This window comes from Pseudonocardia sp. TMWB2A (assembly GCF_017312135.1).
The window spans coordinates 2,393,930-2,408,916 of the sequence record NZ_QKQY01000001.1 but is presented as its reverse complement, the minus strand read 5'-3'; the positions used below and the strand labels follow the sequence as shown (position 1 = coordinate 2,408,916).

General features: G+C 60.4%; 14 protein-coding genes. 7 read left to right on the top strand and 7 right to left on the bottom strand.

Annotation, left to right across the window (positions count from 1 at the left end):
- Positions 1 to 17 precede the first annotated feature (17 nt).
- The 3 genes from DMP17_RS11170 (at position 18) to DMP17_RS11160 (ending at position 4,102) form a co-directional block, all read left to right on the top strand.
- Entirely contained in the window at positions 18 to 977 is a 960-nt protein-coding gene (locus DMP17_RS11170; RefSeq protein ID WP_337829782.1) for an ABC transporter ATP-binding protein, read from the top strand.
- The gene (locus tag DMP17_RS11165; protein WP_337829158.1) at positions 974 to 2,242 is read left to right on the top strand and encodes an ABC transporter permease; all 1,269 of its coding nucleotides are present in this window, start codon (positions 974 to 976) and stop codon (positions 2,240 to 2,242) included. Before DMP17_RS11170 ends, DMP17_RS11165 begins: the two co-directional genes overlap by 4 nt.
- A 528-nt stretch (positions 2,243 to 2,770) precedes the next feature.
- The gene (locus tag DMP17_RS11160; protein ID WP_337829157.1) at positions 2,771 to 4,102 is read left to right on the top strand and encodes a cytochrome P450; all 1,332 of its coding nucleotides are present in this window, start codon (positions 2,771 to 2,773) and stop codon (positions 4,100 to 4,102) included.
- A gap of 56 nt (positions 4,103 to 4,158) precedes the next feature.
- Here the strand turns inward: DMP17_RS11160 and DMP17_RS11155 are convergent, their stop codons facing one another.
- The 4 genes from DMP17_RS11155 to rpe all read right to left on the bottom strand — a co-directional run bounded on the left by DMP17_RS11155 (position 4,159) and on the right by rpe (position 9,155).
- Positions 4,159 to 4,554 carry a GtrA family protein gene (locus DMP17_RS11155; RefSeq protein ID WP_337829156.1) on the bottom strand — a complete coding sequence of 132 codons (396 nt, stop codon included), beginning with the start codon at positions 4,552 to 4,554 and terminating at the stop codon, positions 4,159 to 4,161.
- A gap of 548 nt (positions 4,555 to 5,102) precedes the next feature.
- Complete coding sequence (purH, locus tag DMP17_RS11150; protein ID WP_337829155.1) at positions 5,103 to 6,680, bottom strand: bifunctional phosphoribosylaminoimidazolecarboxamide formyltransferase/IMP cyclohydrolase; 1,578 nt, start codon at positions 6,678 to 6,680, stop codon at positions 5,103 to 5,105.
- A gap of 21 nt (positions 6,681 to 6,701) precedes the next feature.
- Positions 6,702 to 8,249, bottom strand: a complete 1,548-nt coding sequence (locus DMP17_RS11145) for a heparinase II/III family protein (protein ID WP_337829781.1) — start codon at positions 8,247 to 8,249, stop codon at positions 6,702 to 6,704.
- Between the two features lie 225 nt (positions 8,250 to 8,474).
- Positions 8,475 to 9,155 (bottom strand): ribulose-phosphate 3-epimerase, encoded by a 681-nt coding sequence (rpe, locus tag DMP17_RS11140; RefSeq protein ID WP_337829780.1) that lies wholly within the window; start codon positions 9,153 to 9,155, stop codon positions 8,475 to 8,477.
- Positions 9,156 to 9,409: 254 nt separating this feature from the next.
- Here rpe and DMP17_RS11135 point away from each other — a divergent pair, with 254 nt between their 5' ends.
- Complete coding sequence (locus tag DMP17_RS11135) at positions 9,410 to 9,616, top strand: hypothetical protein (RefSeq protein WP_337829154.1); 207 nt, start codon at positions 9,410 to 9,412, stop codon at positions 9,614 to 9,616.
- Between the two features lie 147 nt (positions 9,617 to 9,763).
- Here the strand turns inward: DMP17_RS11135 and DMP17_RS11130 are convergent, their stop codons facing one another.
- The 3 genes from DMP17_RS11130 to DMP17_RS11120 form a co-directional block, all read right to left on the bottom strand.
- Entirely contained in the window at positions 9,764 to 10,261 is a 498-nt protein-coding gene (locus DMP17_RS11130; protein ID WP_337829153.1) for a Dps family protein, read from the bottom strand.
- Positions 10,262 to 10,389: 128 nt separating this feature from the next.
- On the bottom strand, positions 10,390 to 10,935 hold the full coding sequence (locus DMP17_RS11125) for a TMEM165/GDT1 family protein (RefSeq protein WP_337829152.1): 546 nt from the start codon (positions 10,933 to 10,935) through the stop codon (positions 10,390 to 10,392).
- A 56-nt stretch (positions 10,936 to 10,991) separates the two neighbouring features.
- Entirely contained in the window at positions 10,992 to 11,384 is a 393-nt protein-coding gene (locus tag DMP17_RS11120) for a hypothetical protein (protein ID WP_337829151.1), read from the bottom strand.
- 308 nt (positions 11,385 to 11,692) lie between these two features.
- On the opposite strand from DMP17_RS11120, the gene rpmG reads away from it, so the two are divergent.
- From rpmG to serA, 3 genes are all read left to right on the top strand, one after another.
- Entirely contained in the window at positions 11,693 to 11,860 is a 168-nt protein-coding gene (gene rpmG / locus DMP17_RS11115; RefSeq protein ID WP_337829150.1) for a 50S ribosomal protein L33, read from the top strand.
- A 281-nt stretch (positions 11,861 to 12,141) separates the two neighbouring features.
- Positions 12,142 to 13,272 carry a phosphoserine transaminase gene (locus DMP17_RS11110; RefSeq protein ID WP_337829149.1) on the top strand — a complete coding sequence of 377 codons (1,131 nt, stop codon included), beginning with the start codon at positions 12,142 to 12,144 and terminating at the stop codon, positions 13,270 to 13,272.
- 128 nt (positions 13,273 to 13,400) lie between these two features.
- Positions 13,401 to 14,987: a phosphoglycerate dehydrogenase gene (serA, locus tag DMP17_RS11105; protein WP_337829148.1), complete on the top strand. Its 1,587-nt coding sequence runs from the start codon at positions 13,401 to 13,403 to the stop codon at positions 14,985 to 14,987.

Below are 14,987 nucleotides of genomic sequence, written 5' to 3'. Positions count from 1 at the left end.
TAAAGATATTGAACGACATGGTGTTGACGGCTGACAGGCTGGTCAAATATTTCGAAAATTATTGTGCGGTCGATAAGGTCAGCCTCGCGGTGCCGCGCGGTACGATTTATGGTGTGCTTGGTCCCAATGGTGCGGGCAAGACGACGACGATCCGCATGATGCTCGGCATTATCGACCCCGATAGCGGCACGCGCAATGTGCTGGGCGAAACCAAGCCGCGCCGTGCCGCCAACCGCATCGGCTATCTTCCCGAAGAACGCGGGCTTTACCCCAATATGGTCGCGCGCGAGGCGGTGGCCTTCATGGGCGCGCTGCGTGGATTAGACTGGAAAACCGGTCGCGCACGGGCGGGGCTGTTGATGGAGCAAGCGGGCCTGTCGCGCGTGATTGACGAAAAGGTCAAGAAAATGTCGAAAGGCATGGCGCAGATGGTCCAGTTGATAGGCTCCATCGTGCATCAGCCCGAACTGATCGTGCTGGACGAACCTTTTTCCGGTCTTGATCCGGTCAATCAGGAGCGGCTGGAAACGCTGATCCGGGCCGAACAGGCGCGCGGCGCGACGGTGATTTTTTCAACCCATGTGATGGCCCATGCCGAACGTCTGTGCGACCGGCTGGCGATTATCGCGCGGTCGAAACGCCGCTTTGAAGGTACGGTTGAAGAAGCGCGCGGCACCTTGCCGCTCTATCTGCGCTATATGCCGGAGGCGGGCGCGGACCCGGCCAAGGTGGCCGCCCTCCTGCCGTCCGGCGCGCGCGTGCAAGGCGAACTGTGGCAGGCGCCGGTCAAAGAAGGCGAGGCGCAAGCCGCGCTCGCCCGCATCGTCGAAGGCGGGTTGGGCATCGAACGTCTGACGCTCGACCGCCCAGGCCTCCACGAAGCCTTTGTCGAAATTGTGCGCAAGGCCGATGCCGAAGCGGGCAGCAGCGCGGGCCTACCGGCCACCAGCGAAGCGCAGGAGGAGCCATCGGCATGAACCAGAATATCCGGCAGGCCTTGGTAGTTGCGCGGCGCGACTTTCTGGCGATTGTGATGACGCCGACATTCCTTTTATTCCTGCTCGCGCCGTTGCTGATGGTTGCGTTCGGAGGCCTTGGCGGCATGGGGGCCGCGGCGGTTGCCGATGGCAGCAGCGCCAAGGACCGCATCATCATCATCGCGCCCGCCGATGCGGTTGCGGCCTATCGCGCCGCCGACAAGATGATGCGCGACGGGATGATCGAAGAGATACAGCCGCCCGCGCTCCATTTTGTCATGCCCGGCGCGGATGTCCCCGCGCAGGCCAAGCGCCTGATGCTCGACAAGGATTATGACACGCGCGCGATCCTTTATGGCGACCCCGCGCGGCCCGTCATCATCAAAGCCTCGGACAAGACCGTGTCCGGCCCCTATCTCGCCAATCTGGCAACACAAACTTTGCGCAGCGCGGCGCTCGGCGACCGTGCAGACATGGCCGCCAATCCCACTTTTATCGTCGCCAAACAGGAACAGGATTCGCGCATGGGCCGCAATTTGCTCGCCTTTGTCGCGGTCATCACCTTGTTCATGCTGACACTCATCCTTGCGAGCCAGTCGGTCGGCATGATGGCGGAGGAAAAGGCCAATAAGGTCATCGAAATCCTTGCCGCCGCCGCCCCGCTCGAATCGGTGTTTTTCGGCAAATTGCTGGGGATGCTGGGGGTCGCTTTCCTGTTCATCGCCTTTTGGGCGGGGATAGGCGCGATGGCCTTGCCGCAGCTTATCGGGGCGGCGGACCCCAATATCGCCAGCGCGCTTGCGGTGGTCGCGCCCGCCATCGGCTGGCCGCTGTTCGGGCTGTCATGCTTTGTCTATTTCATCCTCGCCTTCCTCATTTTGGGCGCACTTTTTCTGGGAATCGGCTCGCAAGCCGCGACCATCCGCGAAATCCAGATGCTCTCGCTCCCCATCACCTTGGTGCAAATGGCGATGTTCGGGCTGGCGACCGCCGCCGCTGCCGCCCCCGCCACACTGGTCGCGCGCATCGCCGAAATCATCCCGTTCAGCTCGCCGCTCGCCATGGCCGCGCATGGTGTGCATGACGCGGCTTTATGGCCGCATCTGGCCGCAATCCTGTGGCAAAGCGCCTGGGTCGCGCTCGTCATCTGGCTGTCGGTCAGAATGTTCCGCGCAGGCGTCTTGAAATCGGGCGGCGGCTGGTGGTCGAAACTGACGGGGCGCCGCAAATTCCGGGCCGAGGATTTGGAGGAAGCTGTGGTGTGAGGGGGGTCGCGCAAACGTTCTCCTTCCGCCAACCTTCTCCCCTTGTGGGAGAAGGATACGAAGCCTTACGCCGCAGGCGTTAGGCGCAGTTGGAAGAGGGGTATGCGAACCGTAGGTTCGCGCGATTGCGATGCAATCGCTTACCCCTCACCCAGCTCCGACTAGGCAGCAAGCTGCCAAGTCTGCACAACCCGTGATGGTTTTTGGGGTAAACCATGCCCCGCATGGTTTAGAAATTGCCGGGGGCAATTTCGACCCCAAACACCCTCACGCCCACAAGGGGAGAGGGGAGTCTTACTTCTTTCTTTCGCTATTTCTCCCTTTCCCTTTCCCTTCCACTCTCCTCCACCTCACACCTCAACACATCACCCCCCCCAACCCGCCAAATTATTTCCCCTCTTCCGCCGAATAGCCATTGACATATGTGTCAGTAAGGGCAGTCTGTCCTATGTAACGGCAAAAAGCCGGACGCCGCTTGATTCGTGATTCGCTTAAGCTGTTTCGCGACGGGCCAGAGGAGAGTGTTTGATGGACAACCAAGCCGTAGAGGAACTGACGCACGCATCCGGCATCGCCGGTAGCCCCAGCGATACTGTAGGGCAGGACTGGATTCCCGAGCGGATGAATGTGCCGCGCAGCGAAGATCCGCCGCCCAGCGCGCCCAATGATATGAGCCGCCCCGAACTGTATCGCGAGGATAAATGGCAGGAGCCGTTCCGCGCGATGCGACTCGACGCGCCGGTTAATCGCTGCGAAAACAGCATTTTTGGCCCTTACTGGAATATTTCCAGCCATGCCGCGATCCAGCATGTCGAATCGCTGCCCGAACTTTATTCCTCGTCGTGGGAATATAGCGGCATCACCATTGCCGACCGCAATGATGATGACCGCATCCAGTTGCCGATGTTCATCGCGATGGACCGCCCGCAACATACCGGCCAGCGCCGCACGGTTGCGCCCGCCTTTACGCCTGCCGAAATGACGCGTATGTCGGGCGATATCCGCCAGCGCACGGCGGAAATATTGGACAGGCTCCCGGTCGGCGAAAGCTTTGACTGGGTCGATAAAGTGTCGATCGAACTCACCACCCAGATGCTCGCCATCCTGTTCGATTTTCCGTGGGAAAACCGCCGCAAGCTGACCTATTGGTCGGACTGGGCGGGCGATATCGAAATCGCCACCAGCGCCGCGTTAAAGGAACAGCGGCTCGCCGTCCTTTATGACATGGCGGCCAATTTCAAACAGCTTTGGGACAGCAAACTCAACGCCGAACCCACGCCCGATCTCATCTCGATGATGATCCATAGCGAGGCGATGAGCCATATGTCGGACGAAGAATTTATGGGCAATCTTGTCCTGCTCATCGTCGGCGGCAATGATACGACGCGTAATAGTATGTCGGCTTATGCTTATGGCATGGATAAATTCCCCGACGAGCGCGCCAAGCTTGAGGCCAATCCGGCGCTCATTCCCAATGCCACGTCAGAAATTATCCGCTGGCAAACGCCACTCGCGCATATGCGCCGCACCGCGACCGCCGATGCCGAACTGTTCGGCCATGAGGTCAAGGCGATGGACAAGCTCATCCTGTGGTATATTTCCGCCAACCGCGACGAAGCGGTGTTCGAACGGCCCGACGACATCATCGTCGACCGCGAAAATGCGCGGCGGCATCTGGCATTCGGCCACGGCATCCACCGCTGCGTCGGCGCGCGCCTTGCCGAATTGCAAATTTCGATCCTGATGGAAGAAATGGCCAAACGCCGCCTGCGCGTCCATGTGACGGGCGAGGTCGAGCGCACCAACGCCTGTTTCGTCCACGGCTATCGCAAAATGGGTGTGGAACTGGAACGCTATTGAGTTGGGCAGGTGCCAATAAGGCGCCGATAAAGCGCCAGCCTTTCGGACTATCGCTGTTAGTCGATGAGCAACATCTGGCGGCGGGGCAAAAGGCTGGCGTAAAAGCTCAACACAATGGCGAGCGCCTTGGCGGCGAGCGGCCCCATGCCGATGCCCAGCCCCAACATGATGGTGGCGCTGGTGACGATCAGGCCGATGGCCGACGCTTTGACAAACATCGCTTTTTGCCGGTCGCGTAGTTGCGAGACGGTCGCGGTCTGGTGGGCGAACACGCCGTGCTGGCACAGCCACCCGGTCACCACCGCGCCCGCGGCATAAGCAAAAGCGGCGGCCAGCACGGGGAGCATCATATGGGCAAGCGCGACACAATAAAGCGCAACATCAAGCGCCAAGCCGACGCCCGCTGCGCCCAGATAACAAAAGCCGTTCCACCGTTTGAAAGGACGAATCATCGCCTACCTCCCCTGTGCGCCCTTCAGGACGCGCGGGAAAAGCTAATCTGTGATGGTTGCCATTTTGTTAAGGGATGGCGGATTTCCGGTAAACGACGGTGCTTTTTGCGGGGTGGGGGATGGAGGACGCTTATCTATTGCCGGGCTTTAAACCCGCTCTCACCCCATACCGTTAGTGCTGAGCTTGTCGAAGCACGCCCCTTAACCATACACCCCGCATCAGCCCCGCCCTTCGACAAGCTCAGGGCTAGCGGGGAAATTAAAGCTCGAAGTTAGCGGCTAAATTTGAACCGCCACGTTCCTCCACGCCACGCTTCCCCACACCGCGCTATCCCCACACCGCGTAATCTCCGCACCGCGTCCGCTCCAGACTGCGCTCTCCCCAAACCGCTAGTGCTGAGCTTGTCGAAGCACGCCCCTCAGCCTTGCGCCTTGCCTCTCCCCGCCCTTCGACAAGCTCAGGGCTAGCGGGGAAATTAAAACCCCGCGCTCAGGGCTCAGGGCTAGCGGGAAAAAGGAAGCCTCGCGCTTACACTCCCCTGCTCACCTCAATGCCGGAAATGGCGCATCCCGGTGAAGACCATCGCGAGGCCTGCTTCGTCGGCCGCGGCAATGACTTCCTCGTCGCGGATCGAGCCGCCCGGTTGGATGACGGCGGTAGCACCCGCTTCGACCGCAGCCAACAGGCCGTCGGCGAACGGGAAGAAGGCGTCGGAGGCGACCGCCGAGCCGATGGTGCGGGGCGTTTCCCACCCGGCTTTGTCAGCGGCATCCTTGGCTTTCCAAGCCGCGATGCGCGCGGATTCCAGCCGGTTCATCTGGCCTGCGCCAATCCCTGCGGTGCTGCCGTCCTTGGCATAGACAATCGCGTTGGATTTGACGTGCTTCGCCACCGTCCAGGCGAACAGGCAGTCGTCCAGTTCTTGAGGGGTCGGCGCGCGCTTGGTCACGGTTTTGAGGGCATCGCGTGTAATGCGGCCATTGTCGCGTGCCTGCACCAGATAGCCGCCCGCGATGCTCTTGACCTGCAAGCCGCCGCGCGCCGGGTCGGGAAGGTCGCCGGTGAGCAATAGCCGCAGATTTTTCTTCTTGGAAAAGATCGCCTTGGCTTCTTCGCTTGCGGAGGGCGCGGCCACGACTTCGGTGAAAATCTCGCTCATCGCTTGCGCGGTGTCGGCGTCCAAAGGCCGGTTGACCGCGATGATGCCACCAAAAGCGGAGACGCTATCGCAAGCAAGCGCGTCTTTATACGCATCAAGCAGCGTATCCGCGCTCGCAACACCGCACGGATTGGCGTGCTTCACAATCACCACGGTCGGCGGACCATCGCGAAATTCGCTGACCAGTTCCAATGCGGCATCGGCGTCATTATAATTATTATAGCTTAATTCCTTGCCCTGCACCTGCTGCGCCTGCGCAATGCCATTGGCGTGCGGGCCTGCCGGAATATAGAGCGCCGCGCTCTGGTGCGGATTTTCGCCATAGCGCAATTCTTCGCGCTTGTTGGCGGTCAAGGCCAGCACATCGGGAAAGGCTTGCTGCTGGTCGGCAAAGGCGAACCATTGCGAAATCATGCCGTCATAGGTTGCGGTCGCGGCATAGGCTTTGGCGGCGAGCTTGCGGCGGGTCGCAAGGTCGGTTTCTCCGCTTGCTACCAGCGCATAGTCAGCCGGATCGGTGACAATCGCGACGCTCGCATGGTTTTTCGCCGCTGAACGCACCATCGACGGCCCGCCAATGTCGATATTTTCGATAATCTCGTCGCGCTCCGCTCCTTTGGCGACCGTCGCGGCAAAGGGGTAGAGGTTGACGACCACCAAGTCGATCGCGCCAATCTCATGCTCTTCCATCGACGCGACATGCTCTTGATTGTCGCGCACCGCCAAAAGCCCGCCATGCACTTTGGGATGCAGGGTCTTGACGCGGCCATCCATCATTTCGGGAAAGCCGGTGAGGTCCGATATGTCGCGCACGGGGAGCCCCGCATCGCGCAACGCCTTGGCGGTGCCGCCGGTCGAGACAAGATCCACGCCCTTCGCCGCGAGCGCCTTGCCCAATTCCACAAGACCGCTCTTGTCCGAAACCGAAAGCAGCGCGCGTTTGATCGTAACCTTGTCCATGTTCATCCTGTTCAAAATTGAAAAATGTCAGCCGATATTCTTGACGAGCCAGCCGATGCTGCATCCGCCCGGTTCACTGGTGCCGGAGATGACGAGCTGCTGGGCGGGATGGGGGCGGCCTTGCCCGTCCACCCATAAACTATCTTCGATAGCAAGTGCGCCGCCGGTGCAGCGGAATTGCCACAGCGCGCCATCTTCGAGGCGTAAGAGCGCGCCCTGCCGGTCGGCGGTGAGCCGCACGTCAATGCCCGGTGCCAGATGGAAGCGCGCAGCAAAAGGCGCGGGGGCTTGTTTGCGCTTGCGGCCAGCGGGGATGAGCATATCCTCGCCGCGCAATTCCTGCCCGCCGGGGGCAAGGATGAGCAAGCGGCGATGCGCAAAGCCGTGGCGCTTCACATAGCCGTCATGGCTCATTTCGAGGCGACTGCCGCTTTCGCTTTCGCGCCGGTCGAGTTCGACTTCGGTAACGCCGCGCCCCAGCGTGCCATCGTTCAAAATCGCGGTCGAATTGGTGTCGGCTAGCACGAGCGTCGAATGGGCGGCGGTCGTACGCAGCCCTTGCGCGAGATCCTGCGGGATGGTCGCGCCGGTCAGCCCCGCGCCGCCGCAATTCACAAAAATGCGGTTGCTCCCGTGCGAAAATTCCAGCGCGAGCGTCGAGGCACAGCCCGCTTCGGCCAATCGTGCGACCGGCGGCGGGGCCGCATCGACGATCAGCACGCCTTGCCCCGATGTGATGCGCTGATAGCCCCAATCGCGCGCCTGTTTGAGCGGGCGGGCGCGGATGCGGCTGCCTTCGACCACCGCGCGTACTTTGTCCGCGCCGGTCGCCCCGCTCCCCTGCCAATTGCCGAGCCCGCCATCGCCGTGGGTGATGCCGAGCAATGCAGGCACGGCCTGCGCCATGACTTCACCCAAAAAAGGCGGCGGGACGATGCCGACGGCGGCATAAGCGCGCTCCAGCATCGACAGGGCCATGACCGAATCCAGTTGCGCCGAAGGGGAACGCGAAATCGTGCCGCCATCGACATAGAAGGCGGTTTCGAGCGCCTTTTTGAGGCCCGCTTCGCCGAATATCCGGCGCGGCTCTCCGCCCGGAATGAGCAGCGAGGCGGCAACCACACCCGACCAAGCCACCAGTTGCGGCAATCCGGGCTGCATCTTGTCGGCGCTCAAATCGAGATGCCGCGCCATGCGCGCAATGCCGTTCAACACGGTCGAGCGCAGCACAATATCCTGATGCGACAAGAGCAGCGGCGCATGGGACGTCCAATAAAGCAAGCGCCAGCCCACCAGATCGGCGCGCCACGCCGGCTCGCTCACCTGCTCGGCATGAACTTGGGTCCATTTGCGCAACACGCGTTCGGCAATGGGGGCTGCCTCATTGCGCGGCGCGGCGCTTGCAAGGTCGCGCAGCCATGCAAAACTATGGATATAATCGGCAAAGGGCGGGGGGACATCGAGCGCGCTGAAATCAATCGCGCGCACCGGCTGCTTCATCCCGCGAAACAGGAAATGGCCCGCGCGTATGGCTTGCCCCGCCGCCGGATCGCCCGCCACCGGGTCTTGCGGCACGGCGAGCAATTTGAGCGGATAGCGACCCTTCAACCGGAAACGGTGCAACGGCGTGCGCCATGTCAGCCGCGTGAAATGATGCGCAATCCGGTCCCCCAGCGACAGCCCCTTGTCGCCGGACAGGCGGATAAGGCGCTTGCCCTCCTCGATCGGGTCGCCCTCTTGTCCGATCTGGGCGGGGTCTATGGCTTTATCGGGAGGGGAATGATCGTCCATTCCGGCTGCTTAAGCACCTCTCAGCATCTGGATATTGGCGGCATAAGCATCAGGACCGCCACGGAAGGTCGCGGTGCCTGCGACCAGCGCCGTCGCCCCCGCCGCAATTGCGCGCGGGGCGGTGTTGGCATCAATCCCCCCATCGACTTCCAGTTCGATCGCGCGCCCGCTCGCATCGATGCGGCGGCGAATGTCTTCAATCTTGCGCAACTGGCTGTCGATAAAGCTTTGCCCGCCAAAGCCGGGGTTGACGCTCATCACCAGCACCAGATCAATATCGTCGATCAGATAATCCAGCACATCCACCGGGGTTGCGGGATTGAGCACAATCCCCGCTTGCTTGCCGAGCGATTTGATACGCTGCACGGTGCGGTGCGGATGCGGCCCTGCTTCGGGGTGAAAGCTGATAATATCCGCGCCCGCTTCGGCAAAAGCGTCAAGGAACGGATCGACTGGCGCAATCATCAGATGCACGTCGAACGGCTTGGCCGAATGGGGGCGCAGAGATTTTACAACGCCGGGGCCGATTGTAATATTCGGGACAAAATGCCCGTCCATTACATCGACATGGATCCAGTCGCATCCGGCCGCGTCAATAGCGCGGATTTCCTCGCCCAGCCGCGCGAAATCGGCGCTCAGGATGGAGGGGGCAATTTTGACGGGAGCGGAGTGTGCAACAGCTTCAACCATGCTCACGGCCCTTAATCCGGAACCCTTTGGGGAGCAAGGGGAGAGGCCATGCTTTTACATGGATATCCACAGCATTTTAGGGGGGTGGAGGTGAGTCTTCGATGCAACAGGCGGACGATGAACCGTTCACCGGTGAAAAAAGGCGATTCATCTATGCGGCCTTATCGGCTAGAAGGCAGGCTGTCGGGGGCTTTGATGCGGCGCTTTTCCGGCATTTTTGATGCAATAATGCGCGAGTTTTATCTGTATTTCCAATGGCCTATCCGATGATCTACTATGCCGGCAAGGTGAACCGTTGCCCGACCTGTGACGGCACAAGCTGGTATTGCGGCCGCGTCGTTGCCGAATGTGCCACCTGCCACACCGCCGTCCCGCTCGCCGAATCCCACCAACAAGCCTCCCGCCACACCGCCGTCCGCAGCCGCAAAGGCCCGACCGCGCGTTGGCGAGAAGTGGCTTGAGGGCACGGAATAGGTTAAGGCCATTGGGCGTAAAAACGCCATGAGGGCGCGCATCGCCAAGGCACAATTCCGGCCCGCGCCCTCTCTTCTTCAATCCTTCCAATGCCTCCCTCAAGGAGCAAGACAATGGGCGGAGGCGTACGAAGCTCACCCCGCCTGTGCGGCTTCGAACAGGAACCAGGCGCGGCGTTCGGCGGCGTCGGTCCATTCGTCGACGACCGCAGAGGTCGCATTATCCTTGGCATCGTCCGCGAGATCCTTGAGCGTGCGCAGCGATTCGACCATTTTCAGATTATCGTCGCGCAATTCGGCGAGCATATCCTTGGCGCTCACATAATCCTTGTCATTATCCTTGACCGTCTGGTGGCGGCTCACATCGCCGATCGAGCGCAAAGTGGTGTTGCCGATCTTGCGCACGCGTTCGGCAATCACATCGGTGGTCGCGAAAATTTCCGCCGCCTGCTCGTCGAACAGCAAATGATAGTCGCGGAAATGCGGACCGGACACGTGCCAGTGGAAATTTTTGGTCTTGAAATAAAGCGCGAAACTATCCGCCAACAGCGCATTGAGCGCATCCGACACGCTGTTCACTGCATTGGTTTTAAGATCGGTCGGGGTATCGAGTTTTTTGGGCGTATCCACCATAATTTGCCTCCTGTCGCCGGGATGATAATATGGCCGCAACCGGCCTTCTCTATGTCAACGACACGTCTAGCAGAAGGTTTCGCTTAGCCGCCACGAAAGCTTTCAATCAGTCTAAGCGGCGCGCTCGTTCACCCGATCAATGCCAGCGCGCGCAATGCCAGCAGCAGGGCCGCAACCACCAGCAAAAGCCCCGAAATCCGCCGCACCCACTGCACGCGGAAACGCCGCGCAAATTGACGGCGCAACACAAAGACCGGCATCATCGCAAGGCTGATGCCGATGGTCCCGCCAATCGCGCTGTATAAAAAGCCCACATCGCGCGCGGCATTGGCGGCGATGATGAACTGGCTGCGGTCGCCAAAGCCGAGCAGCAGGAAAGACAGGAAGCTGGTGCGCAGCACATTGGTCGCGCCTTCATCGACCGTTTTTTTGCGCCAAGGCGGGAAAAACATGGTGATGCCCGCCAGAAACAGCGCAATCCCCAAAAATAAAAGCTGCGGATAATCGGTCATCATCAGCCCGACAAAATGGCCCGCTATCGCCGAGATAAGGCTGTTCAACGCGGTCGCCAGCACCATGCCGAACAGGACGCGCTGGCGCTCTTGGAAATGGAGCATGAGCGCGAGGAACAACCATTGGCCACGGTCGCCCATTTCGGCCAGCGCCGTTCCCACCAATGCTCCCAATAATGAATCCATCGACCCTGATGCTTATGCTTTATCCGTACGCCTCAGCCGTGCATACGCAGCGCAAGCGATGCAAGCAATGCCTCCTGACCGCGCGCAAGGTCAAAAATATGCGCGCCCGCCTGATGCGCGGCATCAAGGTCGAGTGCATCCTCCATCGCGTCCATATAGCAGGCAATCGCGCGCATCCGCCCGCCGTCGGCCAGCTCCGATTCGAGCGTGCGCGCGAGCAAGGCGACGGTCGCAAAGCCGCTCGCACGCGCGCTATCATGCACCGCTTCGATGGCGGTCAGACATTGGCGGCTGTGCCCCTGCACCACCGCAAGTCCGAGCGCTGCAATCGCTTCGCCCAGCGCGATATGGCCCGCTAAAGCTGCCCCGATATGCGCCGCGCCATGCGAATATAATTCACTGTTATCATAGGATAATTTTTGCATCCTGCACCCCCTGTCGCGCGGGGCTTTGACCGGTTTCCCCCTAGCCCTTGCGCGTCCAATCCCCAGCATCGCGCATCATGGTTAATATCCGGTTGAGACAGGAAGCGGCGGCGCACGGCCTGCGCACCGGTCAAGTTTCCGGTTATGCGCGCGCTTTTACCCCCGCTCCCCCTTGACAGCGGGCGGCTTTTGGACCATTGGGCGGCGCTTGAAAGAAAGGCGGCGCTTTGCCGCTTTTTATTTTACCGACAGCTTATCGTCCTGTCCCGTATCTGCGGGGCGCGACTCATCATAGGGAACCGAAGGTCATGGCAAAGCCGACCACCATTAAAATCCGTCTCGTCAGCACCGCTGACACCGGCTTCTTTTACGTGACCAAGAAGAATCCGCGCAACCAGACCGAAAAAATGTCGATGCGCAAATATGATCCCGTCGTGCGCAAGCATGTCGAATTCAAGGAAGCCAAGATCAAGTGATTCGCGCCGCAGCGGGCCAGCCCCGCTTGCGCTGAACCTTGGACTTATGCTCCGGCACAGCCGTTCCGTATTCCGCGGGACGGCTTTTTGCTGTTGGGGGAAAGCCCTCCTGTTCCTCGCGTGATTTTTCTTTGCTGCCTCCCCTTACGGCTTCTCCCGACGCGGCGTATCCGGTTTCATCGGTGACCATCTTTTGTTTGACTTATTAGGCCGCAACATTAGGTCCGCCCGTGGGCCACGCGGTCCCAACGCCGCGCTGCTCTCTGCAAGGAGATGCTTACATGACTGAAGTGACGAAGCCGCAGGTCAAGCCTGCGCGCCCCTATTTTTCCTCCGGCCCCTGCGCAAAGCCGCCGGGCTGGGAACCTTCCAAATTACAAACCGATGTGCTGAGCCGCTCGCACCGTGCCAAGATTGGCAAGACGCGCCTCCAATATGCCATCGACCTGATGCGCGAAGTGCTGCAGCTTCCCGATACGCACCATATCGGTATCGTTCCGGGGTCGGACACCGGCGCCTTTGAAATGGCGATGTGGTCGATGCTCGGCGCGCGCGGCGTGACGACGCTCGCTTGGGAAAGCTTTGGTGAAGGTTGGGTCACCGATGCGGTCAAGCAGTTGAAACTGGAACCCACGGTAATGCGCGCCGATTATGGCGCGCTTCCGGACCTCGACAAGGTTGATTGGTCGGATGACGTTCTGTTTACTTGGAACGGCACCACATCGGGCGTGCGTGTGCCGGACGGCGCATGGATTGCCGATGACCGCGAAGGCCTATGCTTTGCCGACGCGACCAGCGCGGTATTCGCTTATGATATGCCGTGGGACAAGATCGACGTTGCGACTTTCTCTTGGCAGAAAGTTTTGGGCGGCGAAGGCGCGCATGGCGTGCTCATCCTCGGTCCGCGCGCGGTCGAACGGCTGGAAAGCTATACGCCCGCTTGGCCGCTTCCCAAAATTTTCCGCCTGACCAAAGGCGGCAAGCTCATCGACGGGATATTCAAGGGCGAAACCATCAACACGCCCTCGATGTTGGCCGTCGAAGATGTGATTTTCGCGCTTGAATGGGCGAAGTCTGTCGGCGGTTTGCGCGGGCTTATGGCGCGTTCGGACGCCAACGCGCTCGCGCTCGACAAAATTGTCGAAGAACGGGCTTGGCTGTCGCATCTGGCGGTCGACCGCGGAATTCGTTCAAAAACATCGGTTTGCCTGTCGGTCGAGGGCGCGAACGCGGAGTTCATCAAAGCCTTTGCAGGGCTGCTCGATAAAGAGGGCGCGGCTTATGACATTGCCGGATATCGCGACGCCCCGCCGGGCCTTCGCATCTGGTGCGGCGCGACCGTGGACACCGCCGACATCGAAGCGCTCGGCCCCTGGCTCGATTGGGCTTGGGCAAGTTTGAAGGCTGCTTAAAACCCAATCCCCCCTTTCTCGTCATACCCGCGAAAGCGGGTATCCATCTCCCAAGGTGTAAATTTCCAGTTCGGGAGATGGATCCCCGGTCAAGCCGGGGATGACGAACGCGAAAAAAGGTATTCCCCATGACCAAACCCAAAGTTCTTATTTCCGACAAAATGGACCCCAAGGCCGCCGAAATCTTCCGTGAACGCGGTTGTGAGGTCGATGAAATTACCGGCAAGACTCCGGAAGAATTGAAAGCCATTATCGGCGAATATGACGGCCTTGCGATCCGCAGCTCGACCAAGGTGACCAAGGATATTCTTGACGCCGCGACCAATTTGAAGGTCATTGGCCGCGCTGGTATCGGCGTTGATAATGTCGATATTCCGGCAGCGTCCGCCAAGGGCGCGGTGGTGATGAACACGCCGTTTGGCAACTCGATTACGACCGCAGAACATGCAATTGCCTTGCTGTTCGCGCTCGCCCGCCAAATCCCCGAAGCGGACGTTTCGACACAGGCGGGCAAGTGGGAAAAGAACCGTTTCATGGGCGTCGAAGTCACCGGCAAGACACTCGGCCTTATCGGTGCGGGCAATATCGGCAGCATCGTGGCGAGCCGCGCGCTCGGCCTCAAGATGAAGGTGATTGCGTTCGACCCGTTCCTGTCGCCCGAACGCGCGGTTGAACTGGGGGTCGAAAAGGTCGAACTGGATGACCTCCTCGCGCGCGCCGATTTCATCACCTTGCACACGCCGCTCACGGACCAGACGCGCAATATCCTGTCCAAAGAAAATCTCGCCAAGACCAAGAAGGGCGTCAGGATTGTCAATTGCGCGCGCGGTGGCTTGATCGACGAAGCGGCGCTCAAGGAAGGGCTGGATTCGGGCCATATCGCAGGGGCTGCCTTGGATGTGTTCCAGACCGAACCCGCGCATGAAAGTCCACTATTCGGCACACCCGGCTTCATCTCGACGCCGCATCTGGGCGCATCGACCAATGAAGCACAGGTTAATGTCGCCATTCAGGTCGCCGAGCAAATGGCCGATTATCTCGTGCATGGCGGGGTCACCAACGCGCTCAACATGCCGAGCCTTTCGGCGGAAGAAGCGCCCAAGCTCAAACCCTATATGGCGCTTGCCGAAGAATTGGGCAGCCTCATCGGGCAATTGTCGCACGGCCATTTGAGCCAGATCGCGATTGAAGTCGAAGGCGCTGCCGCCAGCCTCAACCAAAAGCCGATTACAGGCGCGGTTCTGGCCGGGTTGATGAAGGTCCATTCGGATACGGTCAATATGGTCAACGCCCCCTTCCTGGCGCGTGAACGCGGCATGGATGTGCGCGAAGTGCGCCATGAACGCGAAGGCGATTATCACACGCTCGTGCGCGTGACGGTCAAGACCGACGAAGGCGACCGTTCGGTGGCGGGCACTTTGTTCGGCAATGCCGCGCCGCGTTTGGTCGAACTGTTCGGCATCAAGGTCGAAGCCGATCTTGACGGTGATATGCTCTATATCGTCAATGAAGACGCGCCGGGCTTTATCGGGCGTTTGGGTTCCACGCTCGGTGAGGCCGGCGTCAATATCGGCACCTTCCACCTTGGCCGCCGCGCCGCAGGGGGCGAAGCCGTACTGCTGCTGTCGGTTGACCAGCCGGTGCCGCAGGACGTACTGGACCATCTGGGCAAGCTTCCCGGCGTCCGCCGCGTGAAGCCGCTTAAATTCGGATAA